At 44.9% G+C, this 19,170-nt stretch carries 15 protein-coding genes; 14 read left to right on the forward strand and 1 reads right to left on the reverse strand.

Going from position 1 to position 19,170, the window contains the following annotated elements; translation table 11 throughout:
• The first annotated feature begins 39 nt into the window (after positions 1–39).
• From MHH50_RS11520 to MHH50_RS11550, 7 genes are all read left to right on the forward strand, one after another.
• Positions 40–615 carry a hypothetical protein gene (locus tag MHH50_RS11520; protein WP_340034344.1) on the forward strand — a complete coding sequence of 192 codons (576 nt, stop codon included), beginning with the start codon at positions 40–42 and terminating at the stop codon, positions 613–615.
• A gap of 323 nt (positions 616–938) precedes the next feature.
• Positions 939–2,357, forward strand: coding sequence for an NAD-dependent malic enzyme (locus MHH50_RS11525; RefSeq protein ID WP_076130640.1), 1,419 nt, complete (start codon positions 939–941; stop codon positions 2,355–2,357).
• Between the two features lie 116 nt (positions 2,358–2,473).
• Positions 2,474–3,007: an AAA family ATPase gene (locus tag MHH50_RS11530; protein WP_076219442.1), complete on the forward strand. Its 534-nt coding sequence runs from the start codon at positions 2,474–2,476 to the stop codon at positions 3,005–3,007.
• 79 nt (positions 3,008–3,086) lie between these two features.
• A complete protein-coding gene (locus MHH50_RS11535; RefSeq protein WP_256715869.1) occupies positions 3,087–3,221 on the forward strand; it encodes a hypothetical protein in 135 nt (44 codons plus the stop codon).
• Between the two features lie 124 nt (positions 3,222–3,345).
• A complete protein-coding gene (locus tag MHH50_RS11540) occupies positions 3,346–3,789 on the forward strand; it encodes a GNAT family N-acetyltransferase (RefSeq protein WP_076193873.1) in 444 nt (147 codons plus the stop codon).
• A gap of 31 nt (positions 3,790–3,820) precedes the next feature.
• On the forward strand, positions 3,821–4,312 hold the full coding sequence (locus MHH50_RS11545) for a DinB family protein (protein WP_340034608.1): 492 nt from the start codon (positions 3,821–3,823) through the stop codon (positions 4,310–4,312).
• Positions 4,313–4,400: 88 nt separating this feature from the next.
• A complete protein-coding gene (locus MHH50_RS11550) occupies positions 4,401–6,362 on the forward strand; it encodes a CotH kinase family protein (protein ID WP_340034345.1) in 1,962 nt (653 codons plus the stop codon).
• 71 nt (positions 6,363–6,433) lie between these two features.
• On the opposite strand, the gene MHH50_RS11555 is transcribed toward MHH50_RS11550, so the two are convergent.
• A complete protein-coding gene (locus tag MHH50_RS11555) occupies positions 6,434–8,128 on the reverse strand; it encodes an ABC transporter substrate-binding protein (protein ID WP_076130646.1) in 1,695 nt (564 codons plus the stop codon).
• Between the two features lie 112 nt (positions 8,129–8,240).
• On the opposite strand from MHH50_RS11555, the gene MHH50_RS11560 reads away from it, so the two are divergent.
• The 7 genes from MHH50_RS11560 (at position 8,241) to MHH50_RS11590 (ending at position 19,137) form a co-directional block, all read left to right on the forward strand.
• Positions 8,241–9,752, forward strand: a complete 1,512-nt coding sequence (locus tag MHH50_RS11560) for a DUF4173 domain-containing protein (RefSeq protein WP_076280880.1) — start codon at positions 8,241–8,243, stop codon at positions 9,750–9,752.
• A 24-nt stretch (positions 9,753–9,776) separates the two neighbouring features.
• Complete coding sequence (locus MHH50_RS11565; RefSeq protein WP_340034346.1) at positions 9,777–10,301, forward strand: hypothetical protein; 525 nt, start codon at positions 9,777–9,779, stop codon at positions 10,299–10,301.
• Between the two features lie 94 nt (positions 10,302–10,395).
• The gene (locus MHH50_RS11570; protein WP_036683474.1) at positions 10,396–11,094 is read left to right on the forward strand and encodes a cyclic nucleotide-binding domain-containing protein; all 699 of its coding nucleotides are present in this window, start codon (positions 10,396–10,398) and stop codon (positions 11,092–11,094) included.
• 161 nt (positions 11,095–11,255) lie between these two features.
• Positions 11,256–12,950 carry a methyl-accepting chemotaxis protein gene (locus MHH50_RS11575; protein WP_076309243.1) on the forward strand — a complete coding sequence of 565 codons (1,695 nt, stop codon included), beginning with the start codon at positions 11,256–11,258 and terminating at the stop codon, positions 12,948–12,950.
• Between the two features lie 266 nt (positions 12,951–13,216).
• A complete protein-coding gene (locus MHH50_RS11580; protein WP_340034348.1) occupies positions 13,217–17,155 on the forward strand; it encodes a discoidin domain-containing protein in 3,939 nt (1,312 codons plus the stop codon).
• 147 nt (positions 17,156–17,302) lie between these two features.
• Positions 17,303–18,223 carry a cysteine synthase A gene (cysK, locus tag MHH50_RS11585; protein ID WP_076187365.1) on the forward strand — a complete coding sequence of 307 codons (921 nt, stop codon included), beginning with the start codon at positions 17,303–17,305 and terminating at the stop codon, positions 18,221–18,223.
• Positions 18,224–18,243: 20 nt separating this feature from the next.
• Entirely contained in the window at positions 18,244–19,137 is an 894-nt protein-coding gene (locus MHH50_RS11590; protein ID WP_076280474.1) for a hypothetical protein, read from the forward strand.
• Positions 19,138–19,170: the final 33 nt, after the last annotated feature.

Genomic DNA, 19,170 nt, shown 5'->3' on the forward strand with positions numbered 1-19,170 from the left:
TTATGGTTCCGTTAAATCGCGTGATAGAGGGTGAAGCTTATGAAATGGAAAAATTTAAGGGTTACAGTCTTAGTGGGTATCACATTAGTCTCACTTGGTTTTAATGGATATTCTTTTTATAACAAGCCACCAAAAGAGACTAACCCAACTACCAAGGAGCTAGTTCAAACTATGGGTGTGATTTCAATCCAATCTAACTCTGAGAGCGGAGTGCAGGGTGAGAGTGTGGAGGAACTGAAAAAAATTATTTATAAGTTACCGCAAGTGGAGAAAGAATTAGCTTTTATAAAGGGCGTTATCACAGAAGGGAATACGGTTTATCTGGATCTGGATGAGGTGGAATGGTTCGGTGGAGCGGCAGCAGAAATTGCAGCTAAAGAAGATGGTGTAATAGAACCCGAATCATTGCCTAATGGATTCTATATCCGAAATGCAAGCGAAGAAATTAAGCGGGTTAAGCTGGAGCCTGATGTAACTATAGCTGAACTAAACGGGGCGAGACATCAGCAAGGGGACTATACGAGTTTTATTAGCGAAGAGCTAATGGAAAGATTATTCCATCTGACATTTGTAGAAGGTAAGGTTGTTTTGCTAGAAGAGCAGTACAGACCTTAGTGAAGGAGAACAACTAGAAAGGGCCAGTGGAGAAAAGGAATCGGCAGGATACTCTACAACATGCAGAAAAGGTAATGAAGAGTAGAAGAGCTTACGGTTTGTTTATGCTTACATACACTTAAGATTATGATGAATTTTATTTTTATGGGAAAAATGGCTCTGTGCCCGTAGCTGTCATACCTGATGTATTTGGGTCGGGTGCGGATGGGAATACTGTAAGAAGAAAAATTTTTCGTTGATCTAGTTAATAGGCGGAAGATATGTTTAAATGGGAAAGTATAGTATTTTTTAAATAATAGGATTGAAGAAAGAGAGGCTAATTCATGTCGATTGCGACTACAATGATTATCAGGCTCGAAATTCGGAAATCGGTTGCATCTTTTGGCGATGTTGCTTCAGGAATTGCCGCAGCTGGCGGAGATATTGTTGCTATTGACGTGATACGTGCAGGGAAGGATGTCACTACCCGAGATATAACAGTGAATGTGCAAGACGCAGCTAATGGAGATATTATCTCAATATTATCGAAGATGCCGGGAATTAAAATAATCAACGTGTCGGATCGGACCTTTCTGGCTCATCTTGGCGGAAAAATCGAAATCACACCTAAAATGCCGATTAAAAATCGGGAGGATTTATCCTTAGTGTATACGCCGGGGGTTGCCCGGGTATGTACGGCGATTGCTGAAGATCCCAGAAAAGCTTATTCTCTGACGATGAAAAGAAATACAGTTGCAGTCGTTTCGGACGGCACTGCTGTGCTTGGACTAGGGGATATCGGGCCGGAAGCCGCTATGCCCGTCATGGAAGGTAAGGCGATGCTGTTTAAGCAATTGGCGAACATTGATGCTTTTCCGCTGTGCTTAAATACCAAAGATCCGGATGAAATTATCAATATCGTAAAAGCAGTTTCTCCTGGCTTTGGAGGGATAAACTTAGAGGATATAAGTTCGCCACGCTGCTTTGAAATCGAACGCCGGCTTGCGGAAGAGCTGGACATTCCGGTATTTCATGATGATCAGCATGGAACATCCGTGGTGGCTTTTGCAGGACTTTTGAATGCGCTTAAAGTTGTAAATAAATCTATTGAAAATGCACGGATTGTTGTTGTGGGTATTGGGGCGGCTGGAGTGTCCATATGTAATCTGCTGCTGGCAGCGGGCGCGCGTTATATTTATGCGGTTGATCGTGAAGGCGTTCTCAGAAAAGATCTCCAGTATGATAATCCGGAATGGCAGAAGCTTGCTGCCGCAACCAATCCTGAGGGAATTGAGGGGGGAATAACGGAGGTTATACGAGGGGCAGATGTCTTTATTGGGGTGTCCCGTGGGGGAATTCTAACCGTGGATCATCTCAAAAGCATGGCCAGTGATAACATCGTTTTTGCGATGGCTAATCCTACACCGGAGATTGAACCGGATTTGGCAGAACCTTTTGTTCGCGTCCTAGCGACAGGCAGAAGTGATTATCCGAACCAGATCAACAATGTGTTATGTTTTCCGGGTATTTTCCGTGGCGCACTTGATTGCCGGGCTAGAACTGTGAATCTGGAAATGAAGCTGGCTGCGGCAAAAGCCATTGCATCGGTCGTTCATCCGGATGAACTCAATGAGCAATATATCATCCCAAGTATTTTTAACGAAAAAGTAGTTGAACAGGTGCGCCTGGCAGTAATACAAGCAGCTATATCCACGGATGCAGCACGCCGGATTCCTAAAGACGTAGCAGCTATAACGGAATAAGATCTATACGATAAATGGACTGCTTTGCTTACTTAGAGAGCAGTCTATTTGTTTTTATACTTGGAGGAAAATTGCCCGAATTGCAACTTTAAATCCACTTAAAGGTGAGGGAGTGTATGAGAAGAATTCATATTATGGGAGCCTCAGGCGTAGGAACGAGTACTTTAGGTTACGAATTAGCTAAAGTGTTGCCACATGTACAGTTAGACAGTGACGACTATTTTTGGGAGCATAAATTCACTAAGCAGCGTGAGGTCAATGCGCGATTAGCGAAACTTACAAGCGATTTGACCCATAAGGAGCCTTGGATTTTAAGCGGTGCGGTATGTGGCTGGGGAGATGGCCTTCGACCATTATTCGATTTGGTTATTTTTCTAGGACTTCCACCGGAAATTCGTTTAGATAGATTAAGAGCCAGAGAGTACGAAAGATATGGTGATCATATTTTGCCTGGAGGAAGTAAATACGAAGCATATCAGACCTTTATGGAGTGGGCGGCATTATATGATGTTGCTGGAGTTGAAGTCAGGAGCAAAGTGCTGCATGAGGAATGGATGTCCGCACTGGAATGTCCTATTTTACGAATAGAGGAAGATTTATCGGTTGGAGAGCGCGTTGAGATCGTGCTGAGATATTTACAAATGGTATAGGAGGAACTTTTGGTCGGCGGAATATATTCAACAGGCTACAGAAGAAGTCAGCAATAATATTGAGGGAGTCAAAGGTGAGTTGAAGTCCGTACATTCTGGGATTGGTGCGTTTGAGCGAGAGGATTCTATCATCAAAGTGGTAGTAGAGTGGGATGGACAGAAAGACGAATTCGAGTTGAAGGAAGTTTGGAATTATGGGCATTACTCTTTATGAAGGTGTTGGCGCAGCAGCTGGTCCAAAGAGGTTATAATGGAAAGCGAATATCTCATCCACGGAATGGCGGACTGTATGTGTATGAGTAGGGCTGTTAATTTAAAAGAAAGCAGGATGAACAATCATGGTTGTTATTAAAGAAATAGAAATGGAATCTCTTCCTGAACTGGGGAATTTATATCAAGAGCTGATGAATAAACCGTCTGACCTTAATAAGCTTGAAAAAGTATTTAAAGGGGTCAAGGCGGATAACCGCTACATCCTGTTGGGTGCTTTTGTAGAAGGAGAGTTACTAGGGTCTTTGATGGGGATCGTGTGTCAGGATTTAGTGGGGGACTGCAAACCGTTTATGGTGATTGAGAATGTGGTGGTTTCAGCGCGGGCACGCCGTCAAGGCGTTGGCAAAAAACTTATGAACGCCATTGAACAAGCGGCCCGGGAAAGAGACTGCTATTATATCATTTTAGTCTCCGGTGAGCAGCGGAAGGAAGCGCATGTGTTCTATGAATCGTTAGGTTATAGAGATGAAAAGGTGGAGGGATACCGAAAACATTTAAGCTCCCATTAAAAAGCACACAACTTTCTAGGAGGTTTTTAACCTGCAAACATTTTTTCAATATAACTGGATGGTCCGTGAACAATGGTATGAGTGGTGTGGAGATATTTCTGAGGAAGAGTTGCTCGCAACACGTATAGGTGGTGTAGGCAGTATTCTTAAGACGCTTTTTCACATTGTTGATGTGGAGTGGAGCTGGATTCAAGTATTGCAAGGAAAGCCGGATTTCCAAGAGGATTTTGAGCGGTACAAGACTTTGCAGCAAGTACGAGAATTGGATGCAAAATTCCACACAGAGGTGGAACCCTTTGTAACGGCTTGGCATGAGGGGCTGGAGCAGAGGGTTTTTGAGGATCATCTTCCGGATGGCAGGATCGTGACCGATGCCTGGGGTGAGGTAATGCGCCATGTGATTGCTCATGAGATTCATCATGTCGGGCAATTATCGGTCTGGGCTAGAGAGATCGGAAAACCGCCAGTTTCAGCTAATCTGATTGGCAAAGGGCTGATAAACAGCCTACCTGGCAAAGTGTAGACAAGCTATTCAGCGTATACTCAGATTCATATTTTACAATCTCCTTGAACTGCGAAAACATAAATCTGTACTTCAAGGAGGATTACACATGGTGAAGAAGAAAAATTTGCTGAGAAAGTTCATGGCAGCTACACTAAGTCTTGCTATCGTCTCAACGGCGTTTGGTGTTGCTGGAAACACGCCCGTAGTTAGTGCGGCGGATGCAGGTGTAACGAAAGCGTATGAATCCCTGTTCGCGGGTGACAGAATCATTGATGTTAAAGTAACGATTGATGATGCGGATTGGAAAAGTATATTAGCAAGTCCCCTCGAAAAAGAATACAAAAAAGTTAAGGTTGAAGTTGACGGGAATGTTGTTGAAAATGTTGGATTTTCTACTAAAGGGAATCTGACGTTAAAATCGGTAGCCAGTATGACAGACTCGGATAGATACAGCTTCCGGCTGAAATTTGATAAATATGATAAGAAGCAAACGTTACTTGGTCTTGATAAAATGGTACTGAACAACAATTACTCAGACCCTTCGTATATTCGTGAATATTTACATTACGAAGCGCTTCGTTCTGTAGGTGTGGATGCACCTTTGACTGTGTTCACCAACCTGTATATCAACGGAGAATTATATGGTTTTTATGTAGGTGTGGAAGCGATAGATGATAGCTATCTAGAACGTACCTATGGAGAAAATTATGACGATGGTGTTCTGTATGATACAGAAGAAAAAAGTTATCTGCAGTACAAAGAAGGCAGTGACTACGAAACAATAACTTATGATACAGGTAAGGAAGATGATAAAGCTTCGTTGAAGAACTTCATCAAGGTGCTGAATGAGATGCCTGCCGGTGAGAAGGGTTCTATTGAAAGTGTGCTAGATGTGGATTCGGCACTGAAGTATATTGCCGCTAATGCTGTATTGGGTAATTATGACAGCTATAACGGGGATAAAGGTCATAATTATATGTTGTACGGGGATGCATCCGGTAAATTTAGTGTACTTCCATGGGATATGAACATGTCCTTTAACGGGTATTCTGGTGGCGGAGGCGGCAGAACAGGTACAACAGACACAACAGCTGCTGCGGGCACAACTTCTACATCGGCAACAACCCTTGCAGCCAATACCAGCGCAGTAACTGCATCAATTGATAATCCAACGCTTGGGATAAGTTTAGATCAGGTCCCAATGATTGCTAATCTGTTGGAAGTGCCTGAATATAAGACTAAATACCTGAAATATGTATCTGAGCTGGTTGATTATTTGGAAGGAATTCAGAGCAGAATTACTGAATTGGCTACCTTGATCAAACCTTACGTTCAAGCAGACCCAACCAAATTTTATACCATGGAACAATTTGAAAGTAATGTTACTTATTCAGCAACAGGTGAAATGGGTGGTAGTGGAGGAATGACTCCGCCAGCTGGGATGGAGGGCATGACACCTCCGGATGGAACGACACCGCCAGCACGTCCTGATAATACAGCGACTGCGACTGATGGCAATCCTACACCTCCAACAGGTAACGCTGGAGGCGGGGGACAAGGTATGGGGACAATGGCAGCAGGTTCGATTATGACCTTTGCGCTGAACAGACTTGCTAATCTGCAAGGCCAGCTAGGACTTAACGTCACACCTCTACCCTCTGTAACTACAACGCCATCAACAACGAATCCGAACACGACGGGCACTAAGGGAATATCCGTACTTTTAAACGGAACAGCGGTCAGCTTTGCAGATCAGCTTCCTGTGAATAAGGATGGCCGTGTGCTGGTGCCAGTGAATGCAATCTTTAATGCTCTGGGTGCTACAGTAACCATGGATCAAACGACTAAGAAAATTACCGCAATAAAAGACAATACAACGATCGTAATGGCCATTGGCAGCAAGACTGCTTACATCAATGGCAAAGCACTCACACTCGACGTTCCTCCGCAAATTATCGGAAATCGGACACTGGTTCCGGTAAGATTTATTTCCGAGGGATTGAATATGGATGTGAAGTGGGATGCAGGGACTTCTACAGTTACAGCTACGACTAAAATAGCAGCTTAATAATTAGCTTTATCGCGTATGCGGAAATCCGGGGCAAGCTCTGGATTTCCGCATTTTTTAATTCAAGCAGATCAACTCGTGCTGCTACTAGAGAGCAGTGGCGGAAACCAGACATGACGAAGATCGACCCAACCCTGGCTATTGAAGCTAACCCCGCGGACAGAGGGGAGATAAGCTGTCTGAGTCGGCTTTTCATACAAAATATGTAGGTGGTGCTCTTTAATCAGACGGTTCTCGATGATACTGAAACTTTCCGCTCGGGCCACCGGATTAGGTTCGCGTGCGATGGTATACAGCCAGCCTTCTATATCCGCCCGGGTATGCGGTTCAATATGCTGGGAGAGCGTGAGGTATAGATCAAATAAACGAAGTTGTTCATCCTCGTCACGGAATAATGAGAAAACAATCAGGTCAGATTCCAGCCGAATCGGACCTTTAAATTCCTCTGGAGACACGGAAATGACATTGCATTTATAACCTTGTTGCTCTAGTCTAGTGGCAATAAAATCAGCATCGCCAGCATATTGTGGAATCGTAGAGATTTGCAACGTGATTTCTTGATCTATTATCGCTTCTTGCTCGATGGACGCTGAATCGTCTTTTAAACAGGAGACTATTTTTGCCCGAAGCAGGGGATCGCTTAGCGGTCCCTTTTTTTGCGTATTGCAGGTGACGAATTTCCGAATGGAAGACTCCGAATGAATTCGGCTCCAGGTCGAAGAACTGGCGGATGAGGGATTCTGAATCACGTGAAAAGCAGAACCCGTATCAGAGGATGACGTTTCGGTATCCCACGGGACATAAAGGATTTCAACCCGATCTAAATGAGCCCGTCCTTGAAAATAATAAGGAAAAACCTCCAGCACACAAGTGTCCTCGGTCATATCCACAACCTTAAAGGGGCCAGTCCCCACGGGTCTACGGCCAAAGCTCTGCTCATCCATTCCTTCTAAATCACGCGGTACAATTGCGGCTCTGCTCGTACACAAAAATGGCAGAAATAGTTCATTAGGCTGCTTAAGCGTAATTTGAACGGTAGATGGATTTAATGCGGTGACCCGCTGGATTTCTTTGAAAATATAGCTATAGAGTGTCCGTTTAGAGGTTTGCATCAACCGTCCCAGGGAATAGACTACATCCTTGGCTGTCAGCACTTTTCCATGATGGAATAACACCTCTTTGCGTAGAAAAAAAGTCCAGAGCGTCCGGCTCTCATCGACTTCCCAGGCGTGAGCCAGACAGGGAACAATTTTGTCCTGTTCACCGCTTCGTTTCACTAACCCGTCGAAAACATGGCTGGAAACAAATGACTCTGCCAGCAAATTCATATAGAGCGGATCGAAGGTATGGAGTTGCTGGGTAATAGGCAGCCGGAGAGTATCAATTTGCTTGTCACTACGAATTTCAGAATGATGCCCAAAATAGGTCAGCAGCCAACCCTGCAGTGTATCCTGCAGTGAGGTGGAGCTGGCATGGGTTTTGATGCCTTCTATAGCGTTGTGGACATCTTTGCGGCTAATCGCCTGCATCATGGATTGAAGGGCTATTTCTTCGGAGGGAACAAGAAATTGCAGCAAAGAGCGGCTTCCCCGCCCACGCTTAGGCGTCCATTTGATCCATTCCTGCAACATCATTTTATTCACAATATGCAGGGCATTGCGGTGTGTACAGCCGAAAATCAATGCCAACTCATCCATCGTCACTGAGATTTCTGTGGCTCCCCCAAAATGAGATTGCAGCTTTAAAAATTGACTATGCAGCTTCATTGTTTTGGTTCCTTTCGGAAAATAGGAAATTATAAATAAATTCTTTCTCTTTTTTTTCTTATTTTATCACGTAAAATAAGGATGAGAAAGTAAGAAAATGGGGGTAATTACCATGACCGAGGAAATGGAAACGGGAACGGGACTTAGGCTTAATCGATCGCTTGCTGCTTTGCTTGCCGCGTTCTTACTGGCAATAGTTCATCAGTATTTATTTTATGGAAAGCTGGCGGGCCTATCGTATCCAATCTTTGTATGTCTGTTCTATGCGTTCATGCTTTATTATGCCAAGGCTAAAATCCGCAAGCTTAACAAATTCAGTTACTTCTGGTTTGGAGCGATTTTTCTACTTTCATTAACCTATTTATTCTTTCATAATTTTTTCTTCTTTGGGCTGAACCTGCTGGTGATCCCGGTGTTGATTTTATTACATATGACTTATTTGCTTAGTGATAAACGGCCGGCTTGGAGCCGGCTTGGATTAGTGGGGAACACGCTGGAGCATGTGCTTCCACAGAATTTCCGCCATTGGAGCACTGTGTTTACGATCATTAAAAGGTCTGGCGGCAGTAAAATGAAGGACGAGCGTAAGCAGGTTATGGGGAAAGTGCTGATAGGACTTGCGATCTCTTTTCCAATATTGCTGGTTGTGGTGACTCTGCTGTCCTCAGCGGACGGAGTGTTTCATCATGTACTGCTGGCGCTGCCGAATGTACTGGATCGGATTTCATTTGGGGAAGGTTTTGTGCGGGTGCTGTGGATTATCCTGCTGGGCATGGGCTTGTTCGGCTTAGTGTGGGGGTATGTGGATTCGAAAATCTATGACTGGAATATGCAGCCTAAGGAATATGGTCCAGTGCTGGCGCCTGTAAGCTTTAAAATGGATCCGATAATTATGACGACGATTCTTATAGCCATTAACACGGTATATGTATTGTTTGTTTTCGTACAGTTTTCTTACTTGTTTGGAGCATGGGAAGGGATTTTACCAGAGGGCAGCTCATATGCTGATTACGCACGTAGTGGATTTTTTGAGCTGATTATGGTGGCTGCGATTAATTTCGTGATTTTACTGCTGGCTTTGGTATCGGAAGGAAAAAGAAGTGGGGGGCTGCAAAAATTCATTAATGTCCTGCTCTACATTCTGGTTGGTTGCTCGACAGTGATGTTATATTCCGCCTATACCCGTCTGACTCTCTATGAAGAGGTGTATGGCTATACCACGACTCGGTTTTTAGTGCATGCATTTATGATATTTATGGGCTTATTGTTGGTGGTTGCAGCCTTACGGATAGCTGTTCAGCGTGTGCCATTGGCGAAATGTTATATTGTGCTCGGCTTGATCTCCTACGTCGTCATGAACTATATCGGGATGGATGTTATTATCGCTAATAAAAATATGGATCGCTATGCAGCGAGTGGTAAATTGGACGCCAATTATTTGGTCCGTTTATCTCCGGAGGTCATCCCTTCTCTGATAAAGTTTAGTGAACAGGAAGATGGGATGCTGGATGATTTTTTAAAGAATGAATGGAGAGAACTCAATAAGCGTGAGCAGGCATGGCAGTCGTTTAATTTCCCGCAATATCTGGCGCAGCGTGAGCTGGCTGAATATTTTGCACAGTAAAGGTAAGAAGAAGGTGTGAGGTCAGTGAGGAAAAAGCCATTTAAAAGAGGCTGGTCATTTATCATTATTTTTATTACGGTAGGTTTAAGTTACGGGATCTATCATATCTATTTATACAATGCGCCCAAACAAAATCATTACTCGCGTGTTTCCAGCACCCATCTTGAACAGGAAAGTCTGGGCGGCATTCAGCTGTTTCAAAGCCTTGATTCAATCGCTAGGGAACCTAAGCCAAATAATGATATAGAGCGGTATCAGTATTATGATCTGGGTCACGAGACAACAATAGCCACAGCACGTGGTGATGATAAGATCATTCTAATCAGCGTCTATTCCGATCATACGATGAGTACGGCAAGAGATATTCATATTGGAGCTTCAGCAGACGAAGTGATCAAGGCTTATGGCACTTCTTATTATAAAAGAGGGGAGCAAGGGGCTGAGATTATCGGATACGTGGATAAAATCAACCATCGGAGTATTGAATTTTGGCTGCAGGATCAGAAGGTAGATATGATTCGTTATTGTGTGGATTCTGTTGTAATGTAAAGTGTCATAGGAAAACCTCATTAAAAAGGACATATGTCCTTTTTTTGTGGGGTATTCTAAATTACACTGGAGCAAACAATAGAGGGGGCACTACATGCAGACGATAAATGACCGTGAGGCTGTCCGTGCCTTGGCAGTGAAGAACGGTCTGGACGGAATATTTAGCCCGCTGGTAACGCATAAAATGGAGTTGAGACGTTACGCGGATGAAGAAAAGCTGTGTCTGGTTGGCGATCAATTGGATGGGATGTTCATATTGGTTGAGGGCAAGCTCAAAATCCAGACCTTGCTGCCAAATGGCAAATCTATGCTGGTGCGGTTTACAAATCCGATATCTGTGATTGGGGATGTAGAGCTGCTTCACCGGTTCCCTGTTAAGAATCAAGTGGAGTCTGTGGGTGAGAGCTTGATTCTTTTTGCAGGGAGAAGACTACTCCTGAGAGAGCTTGAGGAAAACACAGCGTTGTTACGTTTTCTCGTCGGAGAACTTAGTCACAAATTGCATACGCTCGGTCAAGCCTCTGCACTTAACCTGTTGTATCCTGTGGAGAATCGATTTGCCAGTTATTTAATGTCTTTGTTCGCGGATAAAAATGGTGACCGGCGGGTGGAGGAGATTCGGACCTCAAGTCTTATTGAGACAGCAGAATTGCTTGGCACAAGCTATCGGCATCTTAATCGAATCGTACGGCGTTTTATTGATGAAGGAATCATTACACGAAATCGTGGACGCTTAAGTGTACTGGATGAATCGAAGCTGGCAGAGCTGGCTAACGGAAATTTATACGAATAAAAAGATCTCAAAAGACCATTAGTTCCTGCCTCGGCAGGAAATAGGGGTCTTTTTGTTTTTTTTAAGCAAACATTCAGTTCAAATTCAGAGAGGCTTAAGGGAGAGCTAGTAGGATAAAAGTACCAAATAGATCTACATACATATAGAGATGAGGAAAACCGATGGTGAAAAGTATCCGTGGGAAAATAGTCTTAGGATTTACTGCTGTGATTATAGTCTTTCTAGTGGCGATAGCCGGAAACACATTGTTTCAGGGGAAGGTTACCCAATTGACAGATCAGGTTAATCGTAACTGGGACAAGCTGTCACTTGTTCAAGGCTTAACGGATAAGATTCGTACCGCAGATGAGTTGGGTGCTCGTTATGTGATGAGTAACACAGATGATGAGCGGAATTCATATCTGGCGCAGTATGAAGAAATGCTCCCATTGATTGAAAATGCTATTACAGAGCTGGAGAATGCCCGATTAAGTGAAGCTGAGTTAAAGGGTGTAGCTGAGCTGAAGAGCAAATGGAATGATTATTTAATCGTTCTGAAGGAAGCTTTTGCCTTAGCTAAGGAAGGCAACTTCCCGGAAGCGCAGAAGAAATTCACGAACCTGTCATTAGACGCTATGATTGAATCTCAGATTGTGTTTCAGAACATGCTCATAGAGGAAATAGAGAATGGGCAAAGCCTGGCAAATTCGCATCGTAACAACGCTTTGATTACTAGCTTTGGTGTGACTGGATTGTCGGTAGTGCTCGCGGTGATCCTTGCGCTGCTAATTTCTGGACGGATTATTAAACCGCTTCGTGATGTGAACACTCAGTTGAAGGAAATTGCAGATGGGGATGCCGATCTTACGCGCAAATTAAGTGTTCGTTCTAAAGATGAGATTGGTGAACTGGCGTTTAACTTTAATAAAATGACAGATAATCTGGGCACGATGATTGAACAGGTGAAGTTATCGGCGAATAGTCTCGCGAATTCCTCTACAAAGCTTAGGTCAGATAGTGGAGTGACAGCAGGCGCCACAGAACGAATATCGCATATTATGGGTGAAGTCGCTTCCGGAACAGCCAGACAGATGAATGATTTGCAGACCAATACAATTACAATCTCAGAAATATCTCTAGGAATCGGTCAAATTGCTGCCAGTGTCCAGGACATCTCGGAAGCCTCCCATCGCTCTGCGGCATTTGCCATTACAGGAGATGAATCCCTTCACGCCGCTGGACAGCAAATGGAATCGATTAATCGCTCCATACAATCTTTATCACAGCAAGTCCAAGGTTTTGTGAATCGATCCCAGGAGATTGGCAGTATTGTAGGAGTCATAAAAGGAATCGCTTCGCAGACGAATATGCTGGCCCTAAATGCGACGATTGAGGCAGCTCGTGCTGGTGAACAAGGTAGAGGTTTCGCTGTGGTTGCCGATCAGGTCCGTAAGCTGGCAGAGCAGTCCGCGGAATCCGCCAATCAAATTGCAGAAATGGCGACTGGGATCCAAAGTGAAGCAGATGATGCCATGAAGGTGATGATGAGCAGCATGCGTGAAGTAAAGGGAGGTACGGAGATTATCGAGGAAGCGGGACGTTCCTTCGGTGAGATTCGATTATCTATAGATTCACTCGCCGAACAGGTTCAGGAAGTATCTGGAGCCGTGGAGGAGATTACGGCGGCTGCGGATGAGATTGTAGAGTCAATTCGTAACGTTACGCAAATCTCGGAAACAACCGCTGCGAGTACTCAGCATGTGTCAGCAGCCTCACAAGAGCAAATGGCTTCAGTCGAACAAATTGCATCCTCTGCAAGTGAATTAAGTACAATGGCGCATGGACTGCAAGGGTTGGTAGCTAGATTTAATGTATAACACGAAGCTTCGGAGAGTTAAGGGGCAATATAGTCCCCTTGACCTCTCCGGGGCTTTTTTTGGTTGAACGTAATATCCCACATACAAAGCATAGAAATCGCCATCGACGGCCATCTACCTATAACTTATATTATTAGCGTTATTAGTAGCTTGTATCCGTAATCCATCATTTCAAATGTAGGAGGCGAATGTCTATAAAACTACTGTTTTGAAAGCGCATCCTTTCTGCTGTATAGCTCCACAAAATTTTGGGAGGTGGTTATTCAATGATAGCAGCTTCTAAAAGATTTACCGGGAAGACGGCAGTACTTTATTGTTTAATTGTTATATTATTTGTAGGTCAGTTAACGTTATATCCCTCGGTGAGTTTAGCTGCGGGGAATTTAGCCCAAGGGAAGACTATTACTTCAAGCTCCTTCGGTGATGTATACGTAGCAGCCAATGCTAATGACGGCAGCCAAGGAACGTATTGGGAGAGCGCAAGCGGTGTTTTTCCGCAATGGATTAAAGTGGATTTAGGGGCAGCAAGCAGCGTGAATCAGGTTGTGCTAAAGCTGCCAACGAATTGGGAAACAAGAACTCAAACGTTAGCGGTGCAAGGAAGTACAGATGATGCAACTTACAATAACTTAGTAGATTCCGCCAATTATACATTTAATCCAACGATTGATTCCAATACAGTGACCATCAGCTTTACAGCTGCGAATGTCAGATATGTTAAACTGAATTTCACATCCAATACGGTCTGGCCAGCAGCACAGTTAGCGGAATTTGAGGTTCATGGTAATACAACTACAACTCCATCCTCAGGATATGAAGCGGAGGATGCCGCATTATCCGGTGGTGCCAAGGTTAACACGGATCATACAGGTTATACAGGTACAGGATTTGTTGATGGTTACCTAAATCAAGGTGCTGCGACTGCATTTAGCGTTAATGTGGCTTCTGCTGGTAACTATGATGCTACATTAAGATTTTCAAATGCATCAGGCAGTACAAAAACCATTAGTGTTTTTGTGAATGGAACTAAAATTAAGCAAACCTCACTTGCGAATCTGGCCAATTGGAATACTTGGTCAACAAAGATTGAGACGCTGGCTCTGAATGCTGGTGCTAACACGATTACTTATAAGTACGATGCAGGAGACACTGGAAATGTGAATCTAGATAATTTGAACGTCACTCCAGCTTCTGCGACAACACCTACGCCAACGCCGACGGCAACTCCGACACCAACGGCAACTCCGACACCAACGGCAACACCTACCCCAACGCCGACGGTAACACCGACACCGACGGTAACACCGACACCGACAGTAACACCTACGCCAACACCGACAGTAACACCTACACCAACTCCAACGGTAACACCGACCCCGACACCAACAGTTACACCAACGCCTGGGGCGGGTTCCAATCTGGCTTTGAACAAAAGCATCAACGCTTCCTCTTCCGTCTTTACCTTTGTTCCTACAAATGCGAATGACGGTGATGTAACTTCTTACTGGGAAGGAGCAGGAGGAAGTTATCCCAATACATTATCTGTAAACCTGGGTAGTAATGCTGATATTACATCCATTGTCCTCAAACTGAATCCATCATCGGCCTGGTCCACACGTACTCAGACTATTCAAGTGCTTGGGCATAATCAGAATACAACAGCCTTTACTAGTCTTGTGCCAGCAACCGTGTATACTTTTAATCCGGCAACTGGCAATACGGTCACTATTCCGGTAACGGCCACGGCTAGTGAAGTACAGTTGAAGATTACCACCAATACTGGTTCAACCGCTGGACAAATCGCTGAATTCCAAGTGATGGGTGCACCAGCTGCTAATCCGGATTTGGCGATAACCGGTCTTACATGGTCACCTTCAGCTCCAGTAGAGACCAATGCCATTACTTTAAATGCAACGGTAAAAAACCTTGGAACGTTAGCTTCCATAGCGACTAATGTGAATTTCTACTTGGGCAGCACACTTGTAGGCACTAGCCCAGTGGGGGCATTAGCGGCTGGCGCATCTACGAACGTCACTTTAAATATAAGCGCAAAGGATGCTGCTACCTATACTTTAACTGCAAAGGTTGACGAGAATAATACGGTTATTGAATTGAACGAAGGCAATAACAGCTTCACTAGCCCAAATTCTCTTATTATTGCTCCCGTATCCAGTTCTGATCTAGTAGCTTCCCCTGTTAGCTGGACACCAAGCAATCCAGCAGGCGGCAATGTGGTCAGCTTCTCGGTAGCAATCAAGAATCAAGGGACAGCAGCATCCGCAGGGGGTGCGCATAACATAACCTTGAAGGTTCTGGATGCTACTACGAATGCTGTACTCCAAACCTTAACTGGAACCTATAACGGCGTGATTGGCAGTGGAGTAACAGCGCCTCCTGTTAGTCTTGGCACTTGGACAGCAGCTAATGGCAAATATACTGTGAAGACGGAAATTGCCGTAGACACTAATGAGCTGCCAGTTAAACAGGCCAATAATATTCAAACACAGTCTCTTTTTGTAGGTCGTGGAGCCAATATGCCTTACGACATGTATGAGGCTGAGGAGGGTGTGATTGGTGGCGGGGCTGTGAAGCTTACTGCTAATCGGACCATTGGAGATCTTGCGGGTGAGGCTTCAGGCAGAAGAGCAGTCACACTGAATACTACAGGCAGTTATGTAGAATTCACTACTAAGGCTGACACTAATACACTGGTCACCCGCTTCTCCATTCCAGATTCGGCGAGTGGAGACGGTACGAATGCTACACTGAACATCTATGTGAACGGAGTTTATACCAAGGCGATTAATCTGACCTCTAAATATGCATGGCTGTACGGTTCAGAGATAAGTCCCGGCAATTCACCAAGCGCGGGTTCTCCGCGGCATATTTATGATGAAGCTAACATTATGTTCGACAGCACGATTCCGAAAGGTAGTACGATTCGACTGCAAAAGGATGTGGCAAATACCTCGCAGTATGCCATTGATTTCATCAGTTTGGAGCAGGTATCACCGATTGCCAATCCAGATCCGGCCAAATATACGGTCCCAGCCGGCTTTACACATCAGGATGTGCAAAATGCGCTAGATAAAGTACGCATGGATACGACCGGAAATCTCGTAGGTGTGTATTTGCCGGCCGGTAACTATCAGACCTCCAGTAAATTTCAGGTCTATGGAAAAGCAATGAAGATCATTGGTGCGGGCCCATGGTATACCAGATTTTACGCTCCAACGAATCAGGAGAATACGGATATCGGTTTCCGGGCAAGCGATACCGCTAACGGCTCTACTTTTGCGAATTTTGCTTACTTTGGGAACTACACATCACGTATTGATGGCCCGGGTAAAGTATTTGATTTCTCCAATGTGGCAAATATTACGATCGATAACATCTGGACCGAACATCAGGTGTGTATGTATTGGGGAGCTAATACGGATTACATGGTGATCAAAAACTCCCGTATCCGCAACACCTTCGCTGACGGCATCAATATGACGAATGGCAGCACGAATAATCTCGTATCCAATATTGAGGCACGGGCAACAGGGGATGATAGCTTTGCATTGTTTTCGGCTATTGATTCCGGTGGTGCAGATATGAAGGATAATATTTATGAGAATCTCACTTCAATCTTAACCTGGCGGGCAGCAGGTGTAGCCGTCTATGGCGGATATGCCAATACCTTCCGCAACATTTATATTGCCGACACGCTTTGCTATTCTGGAATTACGATCAGCTCACTTGACTTCGGGTATCCAATGAACGGCTTTGGCGCTTCACCGACAACGAATTTTGAGAATATTTCCATTGTTCGTGCAGGTGGACATTTCTGGGGGGCACAGACCTTCCCGGCAATCTGGGTATTCTCAGCCTCTAAGGTATTCCAAGGCATTCGTGTCAGTGATGTGGATATCATTGATCCAACCTATCATGGCATCATGTTCCAGACCAACTATGTCGGCTCCACGCCGCAATTCCCAGTGACAGATACCCTCTTCACGAATGTCACAATTTCCGGTGCGCAAAAGAGTGGAGATGCTTTTGACAGCAAATCCGGAGTGGGCATCTGGGTAAATGAAGCGGCTGAGGCTGGGCAAGGTCCTGCCAGAGGGTCAGCCACCTTTAACAATCTGAAGATTACCAACACGGTAACGAATATTAAAAATAATACGTCTACTTTTACGATTAACGTTAATCCTTAAAAATAAATGCTGCCAGTACTGAACAGCCGTCTCCCGCTTTCGTGGGGGGCGGTTGTTTTCAGGTTGCAGAAAGTAAGGTTCTGAATCGACAGGAGGTGCTGCTCACGTTACAATAATGGAAGGTACAGAAATGAAGGAGGCTCTAAAATGACATCCTTAGTGGTTAACAATATAACAGAGCTGATTGGGAATACACCGGTTGTAAGATTAAATCGGCTGACTAGCCCCCAAGATGCAGAACTATACGTGAAGCTGGAGCTTTTTAATCCAAGTGGCAGTGTAAAAGACCGGGCAGCTTATAATCTAATCCTGCAAGCCGAGCTAGCAGGTTTGCTGAAGCCGGGCGGGACGATCATTGAGCCGACTAGTGGAAATACAGGGATAGGCTTAGCGATGAATGCCGCGGCAAAAGGGTATAAAGCGATTCTTGTCATGCCTGATAATATGACCAAGGAACGAATCAATATTCTAAAGGCTTATGGTGCGGATGTTGTGCTGACGCCCGCAGCAGAACGGATGCCGGGAGCTATAGCAAAAGCGATTGAGCTGGGAAAAGAAGTGGAGAACAGTTTTATTCCACAGCAATTCGAGAACAAAGCCAACCCGGATATTCACCGGACAACGACCGCTCTGGAAATCCTGGAGCAAATGGAAGGTAAGCTGGACGTGTTTGTTGCTTCATCAGGAACTGGGGGCACGATAACTGGAACCGGTGAGGTTTTGCGTGAGCATCTACCTGATATCCGGGTTCTTGTGGTTGAGCCGCAAGGCTCGCCCGTATTATCTGGAGGAAAGCCAGGACCACATAAGCTGGTAGGAACGAGTCCGGGCTTCGTACCCGCCATTTTGAATACACAGGTCTACGATGACATCGTTCAAGTTGCGGATGAAGCTGCCTTGGAGACGGTAAGAATGCTGGCTGCAAAAGAAGGAATTCTGCTGGGTCCATCCGGGGGTGCCACTGTATGGGCGGCGTTGCAGGAAGCGCGTCGTCTTGGGGCTGGCAAACGCGTGCTTTGCATTGCACCTGACACAGGGGAACGGTATCTTAGTATGGGAATATTTTAGTTTCGTCTGGAGGAATGGGAATGAATAAGCTCCGTGTGAGTTTCCTTATTGTTCTACTGCTGGCGGGCTGCTCAGGCTCTAACAAGCCAACCCCTTCTCCAAGTGCAGAGCCGACACCAACGGCAAGCATGCAGCAGCCAGCAGCTTATCTGGAAGCTGAAAAGCTGAAGGCGAATTTTGGTTTTGCAGATGAGTCTGGCAAGAGCATCTTAGTCACCGGGCAGGAAAAAGGGCTGGATGCGCAAATGCAACAATTGAATGAGGCGATCGGCGATCATGGGCAAGTGCTAAAAGTGAAATTGAATAAATGGCAGGAGGGTACGGAGAACAGTAATGGCCGGGAGATGGCTCACAATTTTGTGAATCTGCCAGGGTATCTTTATACGGTTGAAGAGGGGAATGCGACCCCTGATGAGACCTATTACCTGACGGATCAGGCAGAGTTTAATGCGAATGCGTTAATCTCTGTTAAGCCTACGGAGGTTAAGCAAGCCTCGCTAAATGTTGCAGAAAGTGTGCGGCAGAATATTGTTTCTGCGAAAAATCGTGAAGTAGAGCACATTTGGAAACTTGCTGACCTGTCTGGTGATCGGCAGCTGTATCTCGTTCAATTCATTAGGCAGGATCAGGAGATGTTATTTAGTCTTGTGCTGGAAGATAAGGCCGGGCTTACCTTTATGGATTATCCGGCTGTCATTCAAGGCGATGAATTTTCCGTCTGGAGAGTGGATGATGGAGGGGAAGTGATACCTGAGATGTTCTCTATTCTTTTTGCGGCGGAAACTGCTGAAGGTCCATTACTCGGTATGGAGTGGTGGGGAGCGGAAGGCGTAAACACATTTTTCCTGAAAAAAGAGGGAGATGTTTTTAAAGAAATGGACATTCAATACGGACGCTACACATCACCACTATAACTGGGATGCAGATACATCGAAGGATGTATCTTT

Source organism: Paenibacillus sp. FSL H3-0302 (assembly GCF_037982245.1).
In the GTDB taxonomy this organism is placed as follows: Bacteria; Bacillota; Bacilli; order Paenibacillales; family Paenibacillaceae; genus Paenibacillus_AQ; species Paenibacillus_AQ odorifer.

What these genes read in the sequence shown, in the direction of transcription:
- MHH50_RS11555 (WP_076130646.1), bottom strand. Translation starts at nt 8,128, where the DNA reads ATGAAGCTGCATAGTCAATTTTTAAAGCTGCAATCTCATTTTGGGGGA.
- MHH50_RS11560 (WP_076280880.1), top strand. Translation starts at nt 8,241, where the DNA reads ATGACCGAGGAAATGGAAACGGGAACGGGACTTAGGCTTAATCGATCG.
- MHH50_RS11550 (WP_340034345.1), top strand. Translation starts at nt 4,401, where the DNA reads ATGGTGAAGAAGAAAAATTTGCTGAGAAAGTTCATGGCAGCTACACTA.
- cysK (WP_076187365.1), top strand. Translation starts at nt 17,303, where the DNA reads ATGACATCCTTAGTGGTTAACAATATAACAGAGCTGATTGGGAATACA.
- MHH50_RS11520 (WP_340034344.1), top strand. Translation starts at nt 40, where the DNA reads ATGAAATGGAAAAATTTAAGGGTTACAGTCTTAGTGGGTATCACATTA.
- MHH50_RS11570 (WP_036683474.1), top strand. Translation starts at nt 10,396, where the DNA reads ATGCAGACGATAAATGACCGTGAGGCTGTCCGTGCCTTGGCAGTGAAG.
- MHH50_RS11530 (WP_076219442.1), top strand. Translation starts at nt 2,474, where the DNA reads ATGAGAAGAATTCATATTATGGGAGCCTCAGGCGTAGGAACGAGTACT.
- MHH50_RS11540 (WP_076193873.1), top strand. Translation starts at nt 3,346, where the DNA reads ATGGTTGTTATTAAAGAAATAGAAATGGAATCTCTTCCTGAACTGGGG.
- MHH50_RS11525 (WP_076130640.1), top strand. Translation starts at nt 939, where the DNA reads ATGTCGATTGCGACTACAATGATTATCAGGCTCGAAATTCGGAAATCG.
- MHH50_RS11590 (WP_076280474.1), top strand. Translation starts at nt 18,244, where the DNA reads ATGAATAAGCTCCGTGTGAGTTTCCTTATTGTTCTACTGCTGGCGGGC.
- MHH50_RS11575 (WP_076309243.1), top strand. Translation starts at nt 11,256, where the DNA reads ATGGTGAAAAGTATCCGTGGGAAAATAGTCTTAGGATTTACTGCTGTG.
- MHH50_RS11580 (WP_340034348.1), top strand. Translation starts at nt 13,217, where the DNA reads ATGATAGCAGCTTCTAAAAGATTTACCGGGAAGACGGCAGTACTTTAT.